The sequence below is a fragment of the Micromonospora arida genome (assembly GCF_042873195.1).
In the GTDB taxonomy this organism is placed as follows: domain Bacteria; phylum Actinomycetota; class Actinomycetes; order Mycobacteriales; family Micromonosporaceae; genus Micromonospora; species Micromonospora arida.
In genome coordinates, this window is sequence record NZ_JBIALC010000001.1 from 135,940 (window position 1) to 157,422 (window position 21,483).

Genomic DNA, 21,483 nt, shown 5'->3' on the forward strand with positions numbered 1-21,483 from the left:
CAGGGACGGCACCGTTCGGCGTTCTGCTACTGGCCCTTGTCGGATTCCAGGCTCGCGATGGTCAGGCCGGCCGCGTCGGCGGCGGCGTCCCGGTCACCGCGGGTCTGGTCCTCCCGGGTGAGCAGGTTGGCGTACTCGGTCACGTCGGCTGGGTCGGGCACCGCCGGTAGGCGGCGCAGGAAAGCCTCCACCTCGCGGGTGGCGGCGGTGTGCGCGGCAGCCGCCTGGCGCAGCAGTTCGCGGTCGTCGGCGGGCGGGTAGAGGTCGGTCATGTCCGCCAGATACCCGGCCCACGGCGGTTCGCACCGCCAGCGGCCGGGAATACCGGCCGCTCAGCCCTGCCGTACCCCGCTGGGGTGCCGGACGCCGAACCCCGGGTTGCGGGGCAGCCAGGCCAGGTAGGCCGGGTGCGGCGCCAACGAGTCGACGTAGGCCGCCTTGGCCGTCTCCAGCACCAGTTGGGCGCCCTGGGCGGCGGGGGAGTCCGGATGCCAGCCGAGCAGCAGCCGCCAGCGTAGCGGCGTACCGGCGAGTTGACGGGTGACCAGACCGCTCACCGGGCGGAACGTCGCCTGGCACAGGGCCACCGCCACGCCGGCTTCCACCAGGTCGACGCAGCCGCGGATGTCCGTCTCGTACACCTTGCGAGGGGTGAAGCCGGCGCGGGCGCAGGCGGCGGCGAAGCAGTCGGCGAAGCAGCCGTCACCGGGCGCGGCGACCCACTGTTCGTGGCGCAGGTCGGCCAGGCGGACCTCGTCCTGGGCCGCGAGTGGATGGGTCTCCGGCAGCAGCACCAGCACCGGGTCGACGGCCACCTCCTGCCAGCTCAACCCGAACCCGGCCGACGGGCTGGCGTCGCCGCACACACCGGCCAGCGCGAAGTCCAACCGACCGCCGGCCACCAACTGCGCCAACTCGTCCACCGACCAGGACGCGTACGTGGTGATCTGGGCGGGCGGCTGCTCGGCCGCCAACCGGTGCACCAGCCGACCCAGGATCGGGCTATTCACCCCACCGAACCGGTAGCACGGCGGCGTGTCGCCCGCTCCGGCCAGCCGGGCGGCCTCGTCCTGCAACCCCTTCATCGCCGGCAGCAGCACCCGGGCGCGGGCCAGCACCAGCTCACCGAGCGCGGTGGGCCGTGCCCCGCGCCGGTCCCGGTCGAACAGCGGGCCGCCCAGCGTCCGTTCGATGCGTTGGAGCTGGGCGGTGAGCGCAGGCTGGGCCAGGCCGAGCGCCGAGGCCGCCTTCGTCACACTTCCCGTCTCCGCGATCGCGCAGACCACCCGCAGGTGACGCAGCTCCAGGTTCATATTGTGACGGTAGGACCACGGGTCAGCCGGCGGAATAGCCCGAGCGGATCGGTGATAATGAATGCATTGGCGAGCGTGGTCTTGCCTCAGTCGCGGGGTGGCTCCGGCAGGTCCGCCAGGTACGTCGGCCGGCGGGTCACCGCGTCGAGGACCTTGTCCACCACTCCGACCGCCGGCTCGACGATTCGGTTCCACGGAGGGGTGGCCGGCGTGCCCGGGTGCGGCCGGGTCGGCGCGGCCTCCTCGGCGATCTCCAACCGGTTGCCCAGCCGGATCAGCTCCTCCTCGGTCGCGACCGCGCGCAGCTCGGTGACCAGCGCGCCCACCCCGTCGACATGCCGGCGGACCCGCTCGGCGATCTCGGTCAGCGCCTCGTCCGTCAGCCCCTTCAGGGCGCTCAGCAGGGCCGCGTCGGCGTTGATCTCCGCGTCCACCCGCTCGGTGGCCTCCGGCAGTGCCGCGCGGACCGCCGGCAGCAGGTACTGCTCCTCGGCGGACAGGTGCCGCGACAGCGCGGCGGTGAGCACCGCCAACCCCTCCTGCGGCGTGGTGCCCGGGCCGGAGAGCTGGTCCAGCAGCGCCAGCAGTTGCCTGTGCTCCCGGTCGACGGTGTCGGCGATGCTGCGACCGGCGGGTCGGTAACCCTCCTCGGGTGCGGGCGTGGGCGGCAGCGGCGGCAGGGGAACAGCGGACATGGTGCCCTCCTCGACTGGCGGGCGGAAGCTCCGGCAGGGACGTACGGTCGTGGGCGGCGGTACCCGAACGCGGCCAACGCGAAACCGGCCCGTCGATGCGTCCACCCGCGCCGGCCTGTCGAGCGGCCCGGGCTGGTATGAAGAGGCGATGACGAGCGATGCCGCCTCCGCCCTGCCCGACCCCACCGCAGAGGTCGTGGACCTCTGCCGCGACCTGCTGCGCATCGACACCACCAACACCGGTGACAACGACACCAGCGTCGGCGAGCGCCGCGCGGCCGAGTACGTGGCGGAGAAGCTCGCCGAGGTGGGCGTGGAGTCCGTCCTGCACGAGTCCGCGCCGGGCCGGGCGAACGTGGTGGCCCGCATCCCGGGCACCGACCCGAGCCGGGGCGCGCTGCTGGTGCACGGCCACCTGGACGTGGTGCCCGCCGACGCCGACGAGTGGTCGGTGGGCCCGTTCTCCGGCGAGCTGCGCGACGGCTACCTCTGGGGCCGGGGCGCCATCGACATGAAGGACTTCGACGCGATGGTGCTCGCCGTCGTGCGGCACTGGCAGCGCACCGGCGTACGACCCCCGCGCGACATCGTGCTCGCGTACACCGCCGACGAGGAGGCGGGCAGCGACTACGGCGCGCGCTTCCTGGTGGACAACCACCGGGGCCTCTTCGACGGCTGCACCGAGGCGATCGGTGAGGTCGGCGGCTTCTCCTACTCGGTCAACGACAGCCAGCGGCTCTACCTCATCGAAACCGCCGAGAAGGGCATCGACTGGCTGCGGCTGCACGCCAAGGGTCGCCCCGGGCACGGCTCGATGATGCACGACGACAACGCCGTCACCGCGCTCGCCGAGGCGGTCGCCCGGATCGGCCGGCACCGCTTCCCGGTGGTGGTGACCGACACCGTGCGGGCTTTCCTGACCGAGGTCTCCGACCTGCTCGGCATCGAGTTGGACCCGGACGACCCGGAGACGGCCATCGCGAAGCTCGGCCCCATCGCCAACATCATCGGCGCGACCATTCGTAACACCGCCAATCCGACCCGATTGAGCGCCGGCTACAAGGACAACGTCATCCCCGGCCGGGCCACCGCCACCATCGACTGCCGCAGCCTGCCCGGCCAGTCCGAGCTGCTGGAGCGGCAGCTGCGTGAGCTGGTCGGCCCGGACATCGCGATCGAGTACGTCCAGCGGCAGCCTGCGCTGGAGACCACCTTCGACGGTGACCTGGTCGAGGCCATGTCGGCGGCCCTGCGCGCGGAGGACCCGGGGGCGCGGCCCGTTCCGTACATGCTCTCCGGGGGCACCGACGCCAAGGCGTTCTCGCAGCTCGGCATCCGCTGCTTCGGGTTCGCCCCGCTGCGGCTGCCCGCCGACCTGAACTTCTCGGCGTTGTTCCACGGCATCGACGAGCGCGTTCCGGTGGACGGACTACAGTTCGGCGTGCGGGTTCTCGACCGGTTCCTCCGCACCTGCTAGTCGTGTCCGGCGGTGGCCGCCGGCGCGCAACCTCCCCATCGTGAAGGGACTGCCCCACATGACCGACCAGCATGGTGAGCTGGACGCCGCTCTCGAGCGGGTGATCGAAGCGGCCCGCCACCACCTGGCCGCCGTACGCGCCGCGCAGGGCCGCGTCGACGACGACGACGTCTGGCAGGCGTACGTGGCGTTGAACAACGCCTCCTTCGCGTACGACGAGCGACTGCTCGACGCCTTCGGCGAGGTGACGCCGTGGGATGTCGACTCGATCGACCCGGACGAGGCCGACGAGCGTTTCGGCGGCGGCGAGGGTGCCGAGGCCAGCGACCCGCACCCCCGGGTGATCTCGGTGCGTCAGCGTCGTGACTACCGGGTGCCGAGCGTCGCCGCGCTGCTGCGGGTGGCCGAGGCGGCCCGCCGCGAGGGCACCCCGGAGGACGACGAGCCGGCGCCGGTGGAGGGCGTCGGCGAGGCGGTGCTGGAGCTGCTGCAGAGCGGTGACGGCTCGCTCGGCGCGTTGGACGTCCCCGAGTTGGAGCCGCTCGACGGGGTGGTCATGGTCAGCGAGGTGGGCACCCCGGTCGATCTGGAGTCGTTCGACGACGACGACGCGGTCGGCCCGTTCCAGCCGGCGGCCGACGACCGGCTGGTCGGTCGGCTCGACGAGCACCCGTTCCTGGAGCTCGACGACGACCACGACCACGCGGGGCACCAGCACTAGGCCGGCTGCCGTCCGGGGCCGGCTCCGGCCTCGGACGGCACCGCCCGGTCGTCAGTACGACAGACCCGGCTGCGGCTGGTTGACCCGCCGACGACGCAGCACCACCTGCCGCGTGCCGTCCCGGTACAGCCGCACCCGGGCCAACTCCCATCCGGAGAACTCCGCCTGGATCGCCAACTGCGCCGCGGCGGTCAGCCGGTCGACGTTCGGCGGCAGCCGCAGTGGCGCGTATTCGTAGTCCATGCCTCCATGCTGCCCAGCCCAGCGGGCGTTCGCCACCCCCTCCGGAGTGACCAACGACGCCGCCGCGGGCGGTTAGTGCCGCCCCGTCCTTCCTCGCTGCCCCGCGTCCCCGTCGCGCCGATCTTGCAGTTTCTGTCGCCGAGATGAGTGGAACGTTCCCTATGTCGCGACAGAAACTGCAAGATCGCGGAAGAGGGTGCGTCGTCCCGGTTGGGCAGGGGCGTCAGGCTGTGGTGACGTTCGCCGTCAGCAGGGCGGCGAGGGCCGGGGCGGCCAGGGCGACCGCCCGAGGGCTGCCCGGGTCGACCGTCAGCCCCCAGGACGAGTCCGGCCAGTCCTCGAACAGGTCGGCGCAGGGCAGCGCGACGAACGGCACCCCGTCCCCGGTGAACGCGGCGAGCGCCCCCGGCGAGGTGAAGACCGGCAGCAGCGGCGCGCCGGTCGCGTCACCGACCACCATCCACGGGAAGTCGGCGTCCGGCGCCGGTTCCCCGGAGAGGGGAACGCACACCGTGGCGCCGGCCAGCGCTCCGAGGTAGCCGGGCAGGTCGCGCTGGCCGACGGCGGCGGCGAGCTGCGCAACCACCGCCGGCTCTGCGTCGACGGGTGTCGCCTCGGCGGGTGCCGCTCCCGTCGGAGCCGCCTCGACCTGGGCCACCTCGACGGGCGCCGGCCGATCGATCGACAGCGCCGCAGGGCCGGGGCGCGCGGCCGGCGGCACCCCAGGGCCGGGACCGGTGGTCGGTGGCACCGGCTGGCAGGAGAGCGCGCCGGGTTCGTCGGTCAACACCTCGGCGGCGGTACGGGTCACGAACACACTGAGCCGCTCCACCTGCTCCGGAGTGCGCGCCGCCTCGTACCACCAGCCCTCGTCGCCGGTCGGGCGGTGCCAGCCGAGCGCGGCCAGGCGTGCCTCGTCGTGGCCGGGGCAGATCACCCGCACCACCTCGCGGCGCACCAGCAGCCGGATCCCGCGCGGACCGGCGGAGAGCTCCAGGTCGGTGTCCCGGTCGCAGCGGGAGACGCTGTCCCGCAGCCGAGCGGCGATCTCGGGCCAGGTCGGCGCCGGCGACGTCACGCCGGTGCGCCCGGCAGGCGGTCGTCCAGCCGACCGAGCCGGGCCACGGTCTCCTCCAGCCGGCCCAGCGACGAGAAGTCCCCCGGAGTGCCGAACAGGTCGCCGAGCCCTGCGCCGAGCGCGACGTCCAACCCCTCGGTGTGCTCGTCGACGTGCCCGGAGGCAACCTCCCGAGCCCGCCGGTACGCGTCGAGCACCAACTCGGCAACCCCCTCCGTGCCGGCGCGCAGGGCGGCGGGCGCGAGGGTGAGGCCGGTCAGCGCGCCGGTGGCGTCGACGGTCGCCGAGACCAGCCCGCTCTCGTCGACCGCGGTGCCGGACAGCTCGGCCAGGTCGTCGCGGAGGCCCGCGAACCGGCGTTCGATGTCGGCGATCCGCCCGGCGAGCGCGTCGAACGCGGACGTCGGGTCCGTCATGAGAATCCTCCCCGTGGATCGTGCGACCGGGTGGTGCCCGGCGGCCGGGAGATCGTATCGTCGGTGCGCTCGACTCATGGGGGAGGAACGGCATGCCGCCGGATATCGATGTCGACGTGCAGGCGGTCCGTCGACTGGAGACAGCCGCCAAGCAGGTCGCCAGCTCGCTGGCCGCGCTGGAGCGGCAGATCGTCTCGGCCGGCGACGTGCCGTCGGACGCCTTCGGTCACCTGCCGTTCGCCAGCGACATGCTCCGCGACAAGTACGCCGAGCAGGTCACCGGCGGCAAGGAGTTGTTCGCCGCCGCGAACGCCGCGTTCGGCCGGGTCGCCACGGCGCTGGCCGACACGGTCGAGGCGTACGAGCACAACGAACGGGACCTCGACGCCGGGTTCAAGGCCATCCAGTCGGGGCTGCCCGGATGAGCGGCCCGGCCGGCAGCGCCGTCCAACTGTGGAACGGCCTGGACAGCGCGCTCTCCGGGGTGCAGGACGCCGTCGACAGTGTCTGCCGGACCCTGGCCTGGCCACTGATCCAGCTCGTCGACCTGGTCGACGGCGAGCCGGCCGTGCTGCGCGCGAAGGCCGCCGAGTGGGACGCGCTGGCCGCGCAGGTGCGCGACCTGGCCCAGGGCCACCGCGGCACCCGGGAGTCCGCGCAGGCCGGCTGGCGCTCACCGTCCGGTGTGGCGTACGGCCAGCGGTTGGCCGAGGTGGAGCAGCAGCTCCTCGACGTCGCCGAGCAGTTCGCCGCGACCGCGGAATACCTGCGCAGTGTCGCCGACGGCCTGCAGACCGTGCACGACGTGCTCGTGGACCTCTGCGTGGAGTTCGTGAACTTCCTCCTGGTGACGCTGGTGACGGCGTTGCTGATGGCGCCGGTGACTATGGGGGCGTCCTGGGCGGTCGGCGTGGGCGTGACGGTGACCAGGGCCCTGGTCGTGGTCACCCGGATGCTGAAGGTCATCCGGCCGCTGGCGGTGCATCTGCAGAAGGTCATCCGCCTGCTCCAGCGGGTCATGCTGTACCTGCGCAAGCTGCAGGCACACCTCGACAAGCTGGTCAAGATGCAGGACAAGCTGCGTACCGGCAAGAAGTACGCCGACAAGCGGCACGCCGCCGGCAAGGCCGACAAGTGGTTCCACAAAATTTTCGACCCCACGAAGGGCACCTACAAGCTGGGCAAGTCCGGTTCCCCGTTCGACATGGGCGTCCTCGACCGGGCCGCCGCGCTGCGGGCGCACGGGGTCGCCGACGGGGCCCGGGTGATCGCCCGGGACTGGGCGACGAACCTGCCGTGGAACGTGCCGAACTCGGTCGTGCACGGCGTCACCTGGGGGACGGTCGCGTTGACCAGCGGGCTCTCCGTTCCCGGCAGCGAACAGGTCGGCGACCAGATCGACCAGGCGGTGCAGGGCGGCGCGGACTGGATCGACCAGAATGTGTTCGGGCAGCCGCCGGCGGGTCAGCCGGCGGGCCGCTAGGAGGAACGCGTGATGTCAGAGGAGCGAGGCCGGCTCGGTCGGTTCACCGACGCGGTGCTCGGCGGCGCGCGGGCCGCCCGGGACAAGGCCCGCGAGCTGCGCGACGAGTTCCGCACCAGCGACGAACCCGAACGTGCTCTCGTCGCGCCACTGCTGCCCGGTCAGGAGCTGCGCTACGTGGGGCTCGGCCCGGTCCGCGCCCCGCAGACCCACAAGGCCGGTCGGCAGCTCGCCGATGTGATGGCCGACGAGTTTGTCGACTCGCTCGACCCGAAGGTGCTGTTCGGGCTACTCAACATCGTCAACCCGGTGGTCTGGGTGGACGCGGTGCTGACGCCGGTCCGGCTGGCCGCGGGCGTGCTGCTGCTGCCCGGTAAGGCCGGTGCCATCGCCGCCGGTGTGCCGGAGGCGGCCGAACCGGAGCCGACCCCACCACACCAGCGGGTGCAGCGCGATCCCATCCCGCTCACCGAGGAGCAGGAGGCGTTCCGCGCCCTGTTCCGGCTCAGCCTGTACCGCCCGCTGGCCGAGCAGCTCGCCGAGATCGCCTACCGTCGCCGGTTCGTCTTCAGCGGCGACCTCGCCACCCTCGCCGGCAGCCTGCTGCTCTTCCTGGAGCGTTACAGCGGCACCCCGCTGGCGGTGACCGACACCCACCTGCACCTGCTGCGGATGGGCCCCCGCCCGGACGCCGACCGGCCCGACCGACGGCAACCGCGGGTGCTGTGGAGTGTGCGTCGCGACCGGGTGGCCCGGGTCGACTCGGAGCGCGGCGCGACCGGGCTCGTGCAGCTGACGTCCACGATCGTCTTCGACGACGGCTCGTGGATCCGGCTCACCCAGCCCGCGCTCCGCGACGACCAGTCGCGCTTCCTGACCGCGATCCACGACCTCCCCGGGCAGCGCCCTCAGCCGTGATCCGGCGCGCGCGGCCAGCCGGGACCTGGCCGGCTGGTCAGCCGTCGCGTTCGGGGTAGCCGACCGGTACCGCGGAGACGTCGTCCAGCGCGGTGGTGATCTCCTCGGGCAGGGTGATCCGTTCCACTGCGAGCGCGCCGAGGAGCTGCCCGACCGTGCGCGCGCCGAGGATCGGCGCGGTCACGCCGGGCCGGTCCCGGATCCACGCCAACGCCACCTCCAACGGCGACACCCCCAGCCCACCGGCCGCGGTCGCCACCGCCTCCACGATGCTGGAGCAGCGCGGCTCCAGGTAGGTCGAGACGAACCGCTCGAAGTGCGGCGACGCGGCCCGGGAGTCGGCCGGGCGGCCGTGCCGGTACTTGCCGGTGAGCACGCCCCGGCCCAGCGGCGACCAGGGCAGCACGCCGAGGCCGAGCGCGTCGCACGCGGGCAGCACCTCCCGCTCCACGCCTCGCTCCAGCAGCGAATACTCCACCTGAGAGGCGACCACCGGCGCCCGCCCCGGCCAGGCGGTCTGCCAGGCGGCGGCCCGCGCGGTCTGCCAGCCGGAGAAGTTCGACACCCCGACGTAGCGGACCTTGCCGCTGGCCACCGCGTGGTCCAGGGCGGCCAGGGTCTCTTCGAGGGGGGTGTCCGGGTCGTACCCGTGCACCTGGAACAGGTCGACGTGGTCGGTGCCGAGCCGGCGCAGCGACGCGTCCAAGGTGCGCAGCAGGTGCCCCCGGGAGCCGTCCCGACGTCGGCCACTGCCGGGGCGCAACCCGGCCTTGGTGGCGATCAGCAGGTCCTCACGGGGGACGAGGGAGCCCAGCAGCGAGCCGATCACCGACTCGGCGTCGCCGTCGCCGTACACGTCGGCGGTGTCGATCAGGTTGCCGCCCGCGTCGAGGTAACTCTTCAGCTGAGCGGCCGCATCGTCGGCGTCGGTGTCCCGGCCCCAGGTCATGGTGCCGAGCGCGAGCCGGGAAACCGCCAGCCCGCTTCGGCCGAGCGGTCGCTGTTGCATGGGTGAACCTTATTTCGAACCTGCCGCCACGGATATCCTCGCTCCCGTATCTCTGCCGGTTCTGCCGGTTCCGCCGCCCCGGGCTGCCCCGATGGAGGGGGGATCAAAGGGGTCGAGCCGGTGATCGAGTCCGTTATCGGCATTGCGTAACCTGGGGCGACCTGTGCCACGGATGGGGGAGGACCAGTGCGACTCGGGCTCAGTCTCGGATATCAGACGGCGTGGAGCACACCGGCCGACCACCTGGCGCTGGCTCAGGAGGCGGACCGGCTGGGCTATTCGGTGGTGTGGGCGGCGGAGGCCTACGGCTCCGACTCGCCCAGCATGCTCGCCTGGATGGCCGGCCAGACCGAACGGATCGACGTCGGCGCCGCGGTGATGCAGATCCCCGCCCGTACGCCGGCGGCCACCGCCATGACCGCCGCCACCATCGACGCGCTCTCCGGCGGTCGGTTCCGCCTCGGCCTGGGTGTCTCCGGCCCGCAGGTGTCCGAGGGCTGGCACGGCGTGCGCTTCGCCAAGCCGCTGGCCCGGACCCGCGAGTTCGTCGACATCGTCAAGCTGGCCGTCGCCCGCAAGGAGGTGGCGTACGACGGCGAGCACTACACGCTGCCGCTGCCGGACGGCCCGGGCAAGGCCCTGCGGCTGGGCTTCCACCCACCCCGCGAGCACATACCGATCTACCTGGCCGCGGTCGGCCCGAAGAACCTGGAGCTGGCCGGCGAGATCGCCGACGGCTGGCTGGCCGTGTTCTACGCCCCGGAGTTCGCCGAGGAGCAGCTCGCCTCGGTGCGCGCCGGGCGGGCCAAGGTCGGCAAGGAGTTGGCAGGGTTCGACGTGGTGCCGTCGGTGCCTGTGGTGGTCGGCGACGACGTGGCCTCCTGCGCCGAACTCGTCCGCTGGTACGCCGCGCTCTACGTGGGTGGCATGGGCAGCCGGCAGCAGAACTTCTACAACCAGCTCGCCACCCGGATGGGTTACGGCGACGCCGCCCGCGAGGTGCAGGAGCTGTACCTGGCCAAGCGGCAGCGCGACGCCGCCGCCGCGGTGCCCATGGAGTTCATCGACCGCACCTCGCTGCTCGGCCCGAAGGAGCGCATCGCCGAGCGGATGCGGGAGTACGCCGCAGCCGGCGTCACCACGCTGTCGGTGACCCTCTTCGTGGCCGACCGGGACAGCGGTGTGCAGACCCTGCGTACCGTCGCCGAGGCTCTCGACCTCTCGGGAGTCGGCGAGTGACCTGGGTCGAGGCCATCGTCCTGGGCATCGTCCAGGGACTGACCGAGTTCCTTCCGGTCAGCTCGTCGGGGCATCTGCGGATCACCTCGGCGATCTTCTTCGACCGGGACGCCGGCGCGTCGTTCACCGCGGTCACCCAGCTCGGCACCGAAGCGGCCGTGCTGATCTACTTCGCGAAGGACATCTGGCGGATCACCCGGACCTGGCTGGTGGGCATCCGGGACAAGTCGGTCCGCTCCAGCCTCGACTACCGGATGGGCTGGTACGTGATCGTCGGCTCGATCCCGATCGGGCTGTTCGGTTTCGTGTTCAAGGACCAGATCAAGACCGCCGGGCGCAACCTGTGGGTGGTGGCGACCACGCTGATCGTGTTCGCGTTCGTGTTGGCGTTCGCGGAGTACTGGGGGCGGCAGACCCGCACCCTGGAGAACTTCCGGATGAAGGACGGCGTCGTGATGGGCTTCGCCCAGGCCATGGCGCTGGTCCCCGGGGTGTCCCGCTCCGGCGGCACGCTCACCGCCGGCCTGCTGCTCAACCTGACCCGGGAGGCCGCGGCACGGTACTCGTTCCTGCTGGCCATTCCGGCGGTGGTGATGTCCGGCGTGTTCAGCCTCGGGGACGTCTTCGAACCGTCCGCGCCGGGCACGTCCGTGCCCACCGTGGCCCAGACGATCGTGGCCACCGTCATCGCGTTCGGCATCGGCTACGCGGCCATCGCCTGGCTGCTGCGCTATGTCGCCCACCACACCCTGTACGTCTTCGTGCTGTACCGGGTCGCGCTCGGCACCCTGGTCCTGGCTCTGCTGATGACCGGCACGATCAGCGCCACCTGATCCGCCCGCACCGGCCCCCGCCCCTCGCAGAGGGGGCGGGGGCCGTTTCGTGTCCGGATCGGGAGGAGCTGGCCGTTTCCGTTGTTCCGCACAATGAGGACTTAGCGGCTCTAGTCTCCTGATATCGGGCTGTCTCCCCGGGTGGGATCTGTCGGTGGCTCGCGTCGGAGGGGGCGACCGTGACTGCCAGCGCTGGCCCGAAGCGCGGCCGGGGGCGGCCACCGAGACGCAACCTCGTCGCGGTCGTCTCGATCGTCGTGCTCTCCGGTGCGTTCTTCGGCTACGACCAGGGTGTCATCAGCGGTGCGCTGCGCGACATTCGCCAGACCTTCCACGCGGACACCTTCGCCGTCGAGGTGGCGGCGAGCTGGGTGACCCCCGGAGCGTTGGTGGGTGCGTTGCTCGGTGGTCACCTCGCGGACCGGATCGGTCGCCGGAAGGCGCTGTGGGTCGCCGCCGCCACGTTCGCGGTGGGCACGATCCTGCAGGCGTTGGCACCGGTGATCGGGGTCATGTTCGGTGCGCGGTTGATCCTGGGGCTGGGCATCGGGGTGGCCTCGGTCGCCGGACCGATGTACGCGGCGGAGGCCGCGCCGGAACGGATCCGCGGCAGTCTCCTGGCGGTCTACCAGTTCTCCACCACGTTCGCCATCTTCGTCGGTTACCTGGCGGACGAGTTGTTCGAGGCCGGGAACTCGTGGCGTTACCTGCTGGTGGCGGCGGCGCTGCTGGGTCTAGCCCTCGCCCTGGTCACCACCGTGATCCCCGACTCGGCTGTCTGGTACTTCGGACGGGGGGACAGGCGCCGGGCGGAGGCGTCCCTGAGAGCGACCGTGCCGGAGCGGAAGGTGCCCCAGCGACTGCATGCCATCGAGGAGAGCCTCGCGGCCGGTAAGGCGGGTTGGCGGGAGGTGCTGTCACCGCAGTGGCGGCGTCCGTTGGTGCTCGGTGTCGGCATGGCGCTGTTCCAGCAACTGACCGGGATCAACGGGATCATCTACTACGCCGATGAGATCTTCTCGTTCGCCGGGTTCCACACCCCGCAGGCGCAACTGGCCGCGACCACCTGGGCCATCGGTGGGGTCGACTCACTCTTCACGCTGGTCGCGGTCGCCTTCCTGGATCGGCTCGGTCGCCGGCCGCTGCTGCTGGTCGGGCTGCTGGGCATGGCGGTCTCGCTCGTGGTTGTCAGCGTCAGTTTCGCCAGGATGGACCCGGCGGCGCGTACGGCCGGAGCGGCCGGGCATCGTCCCACCGACGCGGGCATCTTCCTGCTGATCGGGGTGGTCATGTTCGTGGCGTTCTACGCGATGTCGATCGGACCGACCGCCTGGACCGTGATCAACGAGATCTTCCCGGGCCGCATCCGGGGCCGGTGCGTCGCGATCGCCTCCGCTACCCACTGGGGGACCGAGTACCTCATCACGCAGTTCTTCCTGAGCATGCTCGACGCTCTGGGGAGATCGGGGGTGTTCGCCCTCTTCGCCGGCACCTGTGTGCTCGGCTTCCTGTTCGTCTGGCGGTACCTGCCGGAGACCAAGGGCAGGACCCTCGAACAGATTCAGCAGATGTGGCAGACCGACGCTCGTGCTCGGCACCCTCACCGAGCCGACGGCCAGTCGTCCGGTACGGCGTGATTCTCGGCTTCTGACCCGTGACGCAGCGGGCCCGGCGTACGGTTCGCTTGAAGTCGCTTAAACCGGATCTATCGGACAAATAATCTCATTCGGGTTGAGCTGAGTGCTCACCCTGTGGCGAGTCCTCCCGGCGGAATGGCGGCTCCCGACCGACAGTCGCGAAGGACCAGGACGTGCATCTGACACCAAGGGAATTCGACAAGCTGACGATCCTCTCGATGGCGATCGTCGCCAACGCCCGCAAGGCCAGGGGGATCAAGCTGAACCACCCCGAGGCCGTCGCGGTGATCTGCGCGGCGGCCCTGGAGGGGGCACGGGAGGGCAAGACCGTCGAAGAGGTCATGAACGAGGCCCGCAGCACCCTCAGCGCCGACGACGTGATGCCGGGCGTGCCGGACATGCTGCCCATGATCCAGGTCGAGGCGGTCTTCACCGACGGCTCACGACTGGTCACCGTGCACTCACCGATTCGATAGGCGCAGCCAGCCCAGAGGCGATCCCCAGAAAGGCGGAGCAGGAAATGGCCAAGCAACATCCCGGTCCCAATTCGAAGCACGTGCGACCCATCGGGGGCTACGTGCTGAGCGACCAGCCGCTGGAGTTGAACGCGGGGCGACCGGTCACCGAGGTTGTCGTCCACAACACCGGTGACCGACCGATCCAGATCGGCTCACACTTCCACTTCTTCGAGGCCAACCGGATGCTCGCCTTCGATCGTGAGGCCGCCTTCGGCAGGCGCCTGAACATCCCGGCGACGACCTCCATCCGCTTCGAGCCGGGCGACAAGAAGACGGTCGAGCTCATTCCCTTCGGCGGGCAGCAGCGCGTGTACGGATTCAACGGCCTGGTGCAGGGGTGGAGCGGCAGCGAGTCGACTCCCAGCTACCGGCCGGACCGCACCGAGGCGATCCACAACGCCAGGACCCGGGGGTTCAAGTTCGCCCCGGAGCAGCAGGACAGCCCCAAGGGCAAGAAACAGTAGATCCGCTATCCCGCAGGGTTGCCAGCCTCGGGCAGGAGAGATGATTCGATGAGCCAGATTTCACGGCAAGAATATTCCGGAATGTACGGCCCGACGACGGGCGACCAGATCAGGCTCGGCGACACCGACCTGTACATCGAGATCGAGAAGGATCTCCGGGTCCTCGGCGACGAGGTGATGTACGGCGGGGGCAAGACCCTGCGCGACGGCATGGGGGTCAACAACCAGTACACCAACGCGCAGGGTGGCCTGGACCTGGTCATCACGAACGTGACCGTCGTCGACGCGACCCTCGGCGTGATCAAGGCCGACGTCGGGGTCAAGGACGGCAAGATCGCTGGCATCGGCAAGGCCGGCAACCCGAACGTCATGGACGGGGTCACCCCCGAGCTGGTGACCGGTCCGGGTACCGAGGCCATCTCCGGCGAGCACCTCATCCTGACCGCCGGGGGCATCGACACGCACGTGCACCTGGTGACGCCGCTGCAGGCGTACGCCGCCCTGAGCAACGGCGTGACCACCCTCTGGGGCGGCGGCACCGGCCCGACCGACAGCACCAACGGCGTGACCATCACCCCGGGTCCGTGGAACATCCACGCGATGATGCGGGCCTTCGAGACCATCCCGATCAACATCGGCCTGATGGCGAAGGGCAACAGCACCGGCCGTGCGCCGTTGGTGGAACAGATCATGGCCGGCGCGCCGAGCTTCAAGATCCACGAGGACTGGGGTGCGCCGCCGGCGGTGATCCGGGCCTGCCTGGACGTCGCCGACGAATTCGACGTGCAGGTCAGCATCCACACCGACACCCTCAACGAGAGCGGCTACCTCGAGGACAGCATCGCCGCGTTCGAGGGCCGGACGATCCACACCTTCCACACCGAGGGCGCCGGTGGAGGGCACGCGCCGGACGTGATCAAGGTCGCCAGCCAGATGAACGTGCTGCCCAGCTCGACCACGCCGACGGTGCCGTACGGCATCAACAGTCAGTCCGAGCTGTACGACATGATCATGGTCTGTCACAACTTCAACCCGCAGGTCCCCTCGGACGTGGCCTTCGTGGAGAGCCGGATCCGGACCGAGACGATCGCGGCCGAGGACGTCCTGCTCGACGAGGGCGTCATCTCGATGATGCAGAGCGACTCGCAGGCCATGGGGCGGGTGGGCGAGACCTGGCTGCGGACCATCCAGCTCGCCGGGCAGATGAAGACCGCGCGCGGCAAGCTCGCCGAGGACTCCAGCGCCAACGACAACTTCCGGGTGCTGCGGTACGTCGCCAAGATGACCATCAACCCGGCGATCACCCAGGGGATCTCGCACGTGCTGGGCTCGGTCACGCCGGGCAAGATGGCCGACCTCGTGCTCTGGGAGCCGGCCTTCTTCGGCGCGAAGCCGAAGCTGGTCCTCAAGGGCGGCATGATCGCCTGGTCGATCATGGGTGACCCGAACGCCTCGCTGCCGACACCGCAACCGGTCTACTACCGGCCCTCGTTCGCCGCGTACGGCAGCCAGCTCGCCCAGACCTGCGTGACCTTCGTGTCCCGGGCCGCGCACGAAGCCGGCATCGCCGAGCAGCTCGGCCTGCAACGGCAGGTCATGCCCGTGTACCGGACCCGTGGGCTCACCAAGCGGGACATGGTCCGCAACGACCGGCTTCCCAAGCTCGAGGTCGATCCGGAGACCTTCGCCGTGAAGATGGACGGCGTCCACGCGACGGTGCCGCCGGCCCGGAACCTGCCCCTGAGCCAGCTCTACTTCTTCAGCTGACCCCGTCGGGACCGCCTCGCACGTGCCTGGTCCCGGCACACCGACCGAAAGGAGAAGCCGTGCTCGTCGAGACGGTGCTCGGGAACATGAACGAGCCGGACTGGACGCTCCGCCTGAAGGAAGCGCGCATCGACGACCTGGTCCTCGACCAGTGGGACGCCCAGAAGAGCCGCATCCGCAAGATGACCAGCTCCGGGGCGGAGCTGTCGGTCGCGCTCGCGCGTGGCGTCCGGCTGCGCGACGGTGACGTCCTGGCCTGGGACGACCTCACCGCCACCGCGGTGGTGGCCCGGGTGCAGCTGGGCGAGGTGATGGTGGTCCACCTCGACAAGCTGCGCGGCGAGTCGGCCGAGCTGCTCATCCGCTCGGCCGTCGAGCTCGGTCACGCCATCGGCAACCAGCACTGGCCGGCCGTGGTCAAGGGCACCAAGATGTACGTCCCGCTGACGGTGGACCGCAAGGTCATGGACTCGGTGATGCGCACCCACGCCTTCACCGGAATCACCCACGAGTTCGTTCCCGGCACCGAGGTCATCGCGTACCTCGCGCCGCACGAGTCGCGGCGGTTGTTCGGTGGCGCCGACTCGACGCCGCACTCCCACCTCCCCGCCGACCTCAACTGAGCGGGGCCGGACGGTGCGCACCATGGCCGAAACCCTGAAGCTGCTGCAGTTCGGCGACTCGGTCTTCCCGGTCGGCGCCTTCTCCTTCTCCGGCGGCCTGGAGATGGCCGTCCAGCACGGCGTCGTCCACGACCGGGAGACCCTCCAGGAGTACGTCCGGACGGTCACCCGGCTCGCCGCCACCGGGGACGGTGTCGCCCTGCTCGCCGGGCACCGTGCCGCCACCGCGGGAGACCTCGACCGGATCCGGCGCGCCGACGAGGCCGTCCACCTGCGCAAGATCAACGAAGAGATGCGGACCATGTCCGTACGCATGGGGCGCAAGCTGGCGGAGGCCGCGACCCGGATCGTCGGGGAGACCCTGCTCAAGAAGCGGCTCGGCGAGTCGGCGACCGGCGCGCCGGTCACCTATCCGGTCGCGCTCGGGGTGGTCTTCGCCGACCTCGGGGTGCCCGAGGAGGACGCCTTCGCGGCCCACCAGTACGGCGCCGCGTCGACGGTGCTCAGCGCCGCCATCCGGTTGATGCGCGTCGACCACCTCGACGCGCAGTCGATCCTGTTCGCGGTCAACGAGAAGGTCACCGACGACTACCGCGACGTGCGCACCGCCGGCCTCGACGACATGCAGACCTTCGGGCCGCACATCGACGTCCTGGCCGGCGCGCACCAGCACATCCACGTGCGGATGTTCATGAGCTGAGCGCTGACCTCCGCGATCCACACGTTTCTGACCCTCAACACGTCTCCCAGAAGGACTGGTCACATCATGAAGTCGGCAAGTCGTATCGGCGTAGGCGGCCCCGTGGGCAGCGGCAAGACCGCGATCATCGAGGCTGTCGTGCCCCGTTTCGTGGACAACGGGCTGCGCGTACTGGTGATCACGAACGACGTCGTCACCACCGAGGACGCGAAACACGTCCGGCGCGCCCTGACCGGGGTCCTCGTCGAGGAACGGATCCTCGGGGTGGAGACCGGGGCCTGCCCGCACACGGCCGTGCGCGAGGACCCGAGCATGAACCTGGCGGCGGTGGAGGACATGGAGTCCCGGTTCCCGGACAGCGACGTGGTGCTGATCGAGAGCGGCGGCGACAACCTCACCCTGACGTTCAGCCCTGCCCTGGTCGACTACTTCATCTACGTCATCGACGTGGCGGCCGGCGACAAGATCCCGCGCAAGAACGGTCCGGGGATCTCCAAGTCCGACATCCTCGTGATCAACAAGACGGATCTCGCCCCCTACGTGGATGCCGACCTCGACCTCATGGCGCGTGACGCGGACGTGATGCGCAATGGCAAGCCGGTCGTGTTCACCAACTGCAAGACCGGAGAGGGCATCGACGAACTGGTCTCGCTGATCCGCCGCAACGCGCTCTTCGACGCCGAAGTGGTCGCATGATCACACTGGACGGCGCGCGGGAACTGGAGGCGTACCAGGACCAACCGGCGCAGTTGCCCGCGGCGTCCAACGGCAAGGTGGGCGTGCTGCGGCTCGGGTTCGAGCGGCGCGGCGATCGGACGATCCTGCACGATCTCTACCGGCAGTCACCGCTGCTGGTCCAGCGGGCGCTCTACTGGGACCAGGAGATGCCGCAGCTGCCCTGCGTCATGATCCTCACCACCTCTGGCGGCGTGCTCCAGGGCGACCGCCTGCACATGGACGTCGACCTGGCACCGGGCAGCCAGGCGCACCTGGTCACCCAGGCCGCCACCAAGATCCAGGAGATGGACGCGAACTACGGCTCGCAGATCCAGCGCTTCACCCTGGCCGAGGAGACCTATCTCGAATACCTCCCGGAGCCCGTGATCCCGTACCGGGGCAGCCGGTTCGTCACCGACACCCAGGTGCGGCTCCCGGAGAGCGCCACCATGCTCTACGGCGAGGTCCTTCAGCCCGGCCGGAAGTACTACCGCGACGGCGAACTCTTCGCCTACGACCTCTTCTCCTCCTCGCTGCGCGCGGAGCGACCGGACGGCCGGCAGTTGTTCGTGGAGAAGTTCGTGGTGGCTCCCGGGCAGTTCCCGGTGGCGCGGCTCGGCGTCATGGATCGCTTCCACATCTTCGGCAACGTCGTGCTCCTCACCGGGCCGGAGCGGGCCGCCCGCGTCTTCGAACGGACCTCGGCGCCGGTCTGGGACGAGGAGACGCCGCTGGCCAGCGCCGTCAGTCGACTGCCCAACGACGCGGGCCTCATCTTCAAGGTCCTCGGGCAGGAGACGGAGCCGGTGCGTGCCGCGGTACGTGCCTTCTGTGTGGCCGCCCGCGAAGAGGTGACCGGCCGGACCTTCCCGCCGGCCTTCAGCTGGCGATGACGGGCTGAGGAGATGCCGTGCCGAGCGTGACCCGCAGTTGGGACAAGCTGAGTGACCACAACCCTCTGATCGGCTTCGTCGACGCCTGCCTGCGCGGGCCCGCACAGGTCGTCCTGCAGAACAACCCGCTCACCGGGCTGCTCGTCCTGGTCGCGATCGCCTGGGGAGCGTTCGAGAACGGGCAACCACGGATCCTCGGGGGAGCTGTTCTCGGTCTCGTCGTCGGCACCGCCACGGCCGTCGCCCTGCGGGTGGACGAGCCCTCGTTGCGCAAGGGACTGTTTGGCTTCAGCCCGCTGCTGACCGGGATCGCGGTTCCGACCTTCCTCGACGACCGGCCGCTGATGTGGCTCTACCTGGTGCTCGGCGCGGTGGCCACGACAGTGGTCACCCTGGCCCTGAACGCGATCTTCAAGACCTGGGGCCTGACCGCCTTCACCATGCCGTTCGTGCTGACCACCTGGGTGCTGCTGCTTGCCGCGTACCAGTTCGACCGGTTCACGGTGCTGACCAACCTGAAGCCGATGTTTCCCGGTGAGGGGCAGTTGACCGATGGTCGCTTCACCTGGGACCTGGTCCCCACCTTTCTACGCGGGGTGTCCCAGGTTTATCTGATCAACAGCTGGGTCACCGGGTTGATCATCCTGGTCGCGCTGCTGGTCAACTCCCGCTGGTCCGCGCTGTTCGCGGTGATCGGCACCGTCGGCGCGACCCTGCTCGCGCTCTGGTTCGGGGCCGACGCGACCTCGCTGGACAAGGGACTGTTCGGCTTCAACGCGGTACTGACGGCAATCGCCGTGGGCGCGGTGCTGCACCGTCCCGGTGCGCTGGTGACCGTGTACACCCTCTTCGGCATCGCCCTGACGCTCTTCGTCCAGATGTCCCTGACGAGCATGCTCACCCCGCTGGCCATCCCGGTGCTGACCGCGCCGTTCAACATCGCGACCTGGCTGCTGCTGCTGCCCAAACGGCACTTCGCCCCGGTGCCCAACCACGAACGCGCCAAGGAGACCGTCGTCTCGGCGGTGAAGCACTCCGTCTGACCGTACCGAGAGGAAGAGGTGAGCTCCCGTGCTCGCTCAGGACGCGGTGAACCCGGGCGACACCGCCTGGGTGCTGGTGTGCACCGGCCTGGTGTTGTTCATGACCCCTGGCCTGGCCGCCTTCTACGGCGGAATGGTCCGCACCCGCAACGTGCTCGCGATGTTGCAGCAGAACATGGTCGCGTTGGGGGTCGTCAGCCTGACCTGGGTGCTGGTCGGCTACACCATCGCCTTCGGGGACGACGCCGGCACCGGCCTCTTCGGCAACCTCGAACTCTTCGGGCTCAACGATCTCCGGGTGCCGCCCGCGCCACACCTGCACGTGGTCACCGGCCAGGTGACCATCCCGACCCTGGCGTTCGTCGCGTACCAGATGATGTTCGCGGTGATCACCCCCGCGCTGATCACCGGCGCCACGGCAGGCCGGCTGAGGTTTGCCGGCTGGGTCGCGTTCCTGGCGATCTGGTCCATCGTGGTCTACGCGCCGGTCGCGCACTGGCTCTGGCACCCCGACGGCTGGCTGGCCAAGTTCGGCACCCAGGACTGGGCCGGTGGCATGGTCGTGCACGCCTCGGCGGGAGCCGCCGTACTCGGCACCCTGCTGGTCGTCGGGCGCCGTCGAGGCTGGCCACGCACCGCCTCCCCGCCCAACTCGATCCCGCTGACCATCCTCGGGGCGGGCATCCTCTGGTTCGGATGGTTCGGCTTCAACGGCGGGGACGGACTCCAGGCCAACGGGCTCGCCGCCCAGGCGTTGATCAACACCCATCTCGCGGCCGCCGCCGGCATGCTCGTCTGGCTGGTGGCGGAGCGGTTGAAGGACGGCCACAGCACCGTCGTGGGCGGTGTCTCCGGTGCGGTCGCGGGGCTCGCGACGGTCACCCCCGCCGCCGGGTACGTCAACACACTCTCCGCCATCGCCATCGGAGCGATCGCCGGATTCGTCTGCCACTTCGCGTTGCGGTTGAAGTATCTGCTCCGGCTCGACGACGCGCTGGACGTCCTCGCGGTCCACTTCGTCGGCGGCATGCTCGGCTCGCTGCTGGTCGGCTTCTTCGGCGACAGCGGCGTCAACCCGCTCGGCAAGGACGGCCTCTTCTACGGCGGCGGCGGATCCCTGCTCTGGCACCAGATCGTCGGCGTGGTCGCCGTGGTGGCCTTCTCCTTCGTGCTCAGTTGGGCGATCGCCGCCGCGGTGCAGGCCGTCCTCGGGCTCCGTGCCCCCGCCGACGAGCAGGACAACCTCGACCACACCCAGCAGGACGCCGACGCGTACCACCTGGGCGGCGTGGCGGGCCTCAACGGCACCGGCGCACCGCAGCGTCGGCGCGAACCCGGGCGGGAACGCGGCGCCGAACGGCCCGCCGGGTCGGTCCAGAACGCCCGGCTGGTCACCGCGACGGTCAATCCGACGCTGCTGCCGACGACCCGGGAGCTACGGGACGCCCTGGTCGGTGCGGGAGCCACCTCGATCGTGCTCTTCGACGCCACGGTCTCCACCGCCGAACCGACCGCACGTTCGCTGCCTCGGGGCTACTGGCAGGACCAGGACCTCGTGGGCCGCGCCCGGGTCGAGGTCGTGGTGGAACGAGAGTCGGTGTCCGCCGTGCTGGACGTGCTGGGTCGTTACGGTGCCGAGCGCTCGGAGTGCTTCGTGCAGGACGTCCAGCTGGCGACGGACCTCCGCTGAGCTTGT

General features: G+C 70.5%; 24 protein-coding genes. 17 read left to right on the plus strand and 7 right to left on the minus strand.

Features of this window, described 5'->3' with window-relative positions; translation table 11 throughout:
• Positions 1–26: 26 nt before the first annotated feature.
• From ACFYP0_RS00690 to ACFYP0_RS00700, 3 genes are all read right to left on the minus strand, one after another.
• Positions 27–272, minus strand: coding sequence for a hypothetical protein (locus ACFYP0_RS00690; protein WP_053655798.1), 246 nt, complete (start codon positions 270–272; stop codon positions 27–29).
• 60 nt (positions 273–332) lie between these two features.
• Positions 333–1,313, minus strand: coding sequence for a LysR family transcriptional regulator (locus ACFYP0_RS00695; protein WP_124854657.1), 981 nt, complete (start codon positions 1,311–1,313; stop codon positions 333–335).
• An 86-nt stretch (positions 1,314–1,399) separates the two neighbouring features.
• Positions 1,400–2,008 carry a hemerythrin domain-containing protein gene (locus tag ACFYP0_RS00700; protein ID WP_356980051.1) on the minus strand — a complete coding sequence of 203 codons (609 nt, stop codon included), beginning with the start codon at positions 2,006–2,008 and terminating at the stop codon, positions 1,400–1,402.
• Between the two features lie 148 nt (positions 2,009–2,156).
• On the opposite strand from ACFYP0_RS00700, the gene ACFYP0_RS00705 reads away from it, so the two are divergent.
• Both ACFYP0_RS00705 and ACFYP0_RS00710 read left to right on the plus strand, forming a co-directional pair.
• Entirely contained in the window at positions 2,157–3,485 is a 1,329-nt protein-coding gene (locus tag ACFYP0_RS00705) for a M20/M25/M40 family metallo-hydrolase (RefSeq protein ID WP_124854659.1), read from the plus strand.
• A gap of 58 nt (positions 3,486–3,543) precedes the next feature.
• Positions 3,544–4,206 carry a hypothetical protein gene (locus ACFYP0_RS00710; RefSeq protein WP_091408864.1) on the plus strand — a complete coding sequence of 221 codons (663 nt, stop codon included), beginning with the start codon at positions 3,544–3,546 and terminating at the stop codon, positions 4,204–4,206.
• Positions 4,207–4,257: 51 nt separating this feature from the next.
• Here ACFYP0_RS00710 and ACFYP0_RS00715 read toward each other — a convergent pair whose 3' ends face one another.
• The 3 genes from ACFYP0_RS00715 to ACFYP0_RS00725 all read right to left on the minus strand — a co-directional run bounded on the left by ACFYP0_RS00715 (position 4,258) and on the right by ACFYP0_RS00725 (position 5,943).
• Positions 4,258–4,449, minus strand: coding sequence for a DUF5703 family protein (locus tag ACFYP0_RS00715; protein WP_013734349.1), 192 nt, complete (start codon positions 4,447–4,449; stop codon positions 4,258–4,260).
• Positions 4,450–4,672: 223 nt separating this feature from the next.
• Positions 4,673–5,527, minus strand: a complete 855-nt coding sequence (locus ACFYP0_RS00720; protein ID WP_356980054.1) for an SseB family protein — start codon at positions 5,525–5,527, stop codon at positions 4,673–4,675.
• On the minus strand, positions 5,524–5,943 hold the full coding sequence (locus ACFYP0_RS00725; RefSeq protein ID WP_356980056.1) for a YbaB/EbfC family nucleoid-associated protein: 420 nt from the start codon (positions 5,941–5,943) through the stop codon (positions 5,524–5,526). Before ACFYP0_RS00725 ends, ACFYP0_RS00720 begins: the two co-directional genes overlap by 4 nt.
• A 92-nt stretch (positions 5,944–6,035) precedes the next feature.
• Between ACFYP0_RS00725 and ACFYP0_RS00730 the strand changes: the two genes are divergently transcribed.
• Genes ACFYP0_RS00730 through ACFYP0_RS00740 form a run of 3 tightly spaced genes read left to right on the plus strand, consistent with a single transcriptional unit; the run spans position 6,036 to position 8,344 of the window.
• Positions 6,036–6,368, plus strand: a complete 333-nt coding sequence (locus ACFYP0_RS00730) for a hypothetical protein (RefSeq protein ID WP_112587418.1) — start codon at positions 6,036–6,038, stop codon at positions 6,366–6,368.
• Positions 6,365–7,426, plus strand: coding sequence for a WXG100 family type VII secretion target (locus tag ACFYP0_RS00735; protein WP_124854662.1), 1,062 nt, complete (start codon positions 6,365–6,367; stop codon positions 7,424–7,426). The genes ACFYP0_RS00730 and ACFYP0_RS00735 overlap by 4 nt, the downstream gene beginning before the upstream one ends.
• A 12-nt stretch (positions 7,427–7,438) precedes the next feature.
• Entirely contained in the window at positions 7,439–8,344 is a 906-nt protein-coding gene (locus tag ACFYP0_RS00740) for a hypothetical protein (RefSeq protein ID WP_124854663.1), read from the plus strand.
• A 37-nt stretch (positions 8,345–8,381) separates the two neighbouring features.
• Here ACFYP0_RS00740 and ACFYP0_RS00745 read toward each other — a convergent pair whose 3' ends face one another.
• A complete protein-coding gene (locus ACFYP0_RS00745) occupies positions 8,382–9,353 on the minus strand; it encodes an aldo/keto reductase (protein WP_091408467.1) in 972 nt (323 codons plus the stop codon).
• 186 nt (positions 9,354–9,539) lie between these two features.
• Between ACFYP0_RS00745 and ACFYP0_RS00750 the strand changes: the two genes are divergently transcribed.
• From ACFYP0_RS00750 to ACFYP0_RS00805, 12 genes are all read left to right on the plus strand, one after another.
• On the plus strand, positions 9,540–10,592 hold the full coding sequence (locus ACFYP0_RS00750) for an LLM class F420-dependent oxidoreductase (RefSeq protein WP_356980059.1): 1,053 nt from the start codon (positions 9,540–9,542) through the stop codon (positions 10,590–10,592).
• Positions 10,589–11,425, plus strand: coding sequence for an undecaprenyl-diphosphate phosphatase (locus ACFYP0_RS00755; RefSeq protein WP_356980061.1), 837 nt, complete (start codon positions 10,589–10,591; stop codon positions 11,423–11,425). Before ACFYP0_RS00750 ends, ACFYP0_RS00755 begins: the two co-directional genes overlap by 4 nt.
• Positions 11,426–11,604: 179 nt before the next feature.
• Positions 11,605–13,062, plus strand: coding sequence for a sugar porter family MFS transporter (locus ACFYP0_RS00760; protein ID WP_356980063.1), 1,458 nt, complete (start codon positions 11,605–11,607; stop codon positions 13,060–13,062).
• A gap of 173 nt (positions 13,063–13,235) precedes the next feature.
• The gene (locus tag ACFYP0_RS00765; protein WP_088948057.1) at positions 13,236–13,538 is read left to right on the plus strand and encodes an urease subunit gamma; all 303 of its coding nucleotides are present in this window, start codon (positions 13,236–13,238) and stop codon (positions 13,536–13,538) included.
• An 80-nt stretch (positions 13,539–13,618) separates the two neighbouring features.
• Positions 13,619–14,044, plus strand: coding sequence for an urease subunit beta (locus ACFYP0_RS00770; protein WP_425899448.1), 426 nt, complete (start codon positions 13,619–13,621; stop codon positions 14,042–14,044).
• Between the two features lie 48 nt (positions 14,045–14,092).
• Positions 14,093–15,811: an urease subunit alpha gene (locus ACFYP0_RS00775; protein ID WP_124854668.1), complete on the plus strand. Its 1,719-nt coding sequence runs from the start codon at positions 14,093–14,095 to the stop codon at positions 15,809–15,811.
• Positions 15,812–15,870: 59 nt separating this feature from the next.
• Positions 15,871–16,434 (plus strand): urease accessory protein UreE, encoded by a 564-nt coding sequence (gene ureE, locus ACFYP0_RS00780; RefSeq protein WP_124854669.1) that lies wholly within the window; start codon positions 15,871–15,873, stop codon positions 16,432–16,434.
• 22 nt (positions 16,435–16,456) lie between these two features.
• On the plus strand, positions 16,457–17,134 hold the full coding sequence (locus ACFYP0_RS00785; protein ID WP_356980066.1) for an urease accessory protein UreF: 678 nt from the start codon (positions 16,457–16,459) through the stop codon (positions 17,132–17,134).
• 66 nt (positions 17,135–17,200) lie between these two features.
• Positions 17,201–17,830: an urease accessory protein UreG gene (gene ureG / locus ACFYP0_RS00790; RefSeq protein ID WP_124854671.1), complete on the plus strand. Its 630-nt coding sequence runs from the start codon at positions 17,201–17,203 to the stop codon at positions 17,828–17,830.
• Positions 17,827–18,744: an urease accessory protein UreD gene (locus ACFYP0_RS00795; RefSeq protein ID WP_355496514.1), complete on the plus strand. Its 918-nt coding sequence runs from the start codon at positions 17,827–17,829 to the stop codon at positions 18,742–18,744. Before ureG ends, ACFYP0_RS00795 begins: the two co-directional genes overlap by 4 nt.
• 17 nt (positions 18,745–18,761) lie before the next feature.
• Entirely contained in the window at positions 18,762–19,787 is a 1,026-nt protein-coding gene (yut, locus tag ACFYP0_RS00800; protein WP_356980068.1) for an urea transporter, read from the plus strand.
• A 28-nt stretch (positions 19,788–19,815) separates the two neighbouring features.
• Positions 19,816–21,477, plus strand: a complete 1,662-nt coding sequence (locus ACFYP0_RS00805) for an ammonium transporter (RefSeq protein ID WP_356980070.1) — start codon at positions 19,816–19,818, stop codon at positions 21,475–21,477.
• Positions 21,478–21,483: the final 6 nt, after the last annotated feature.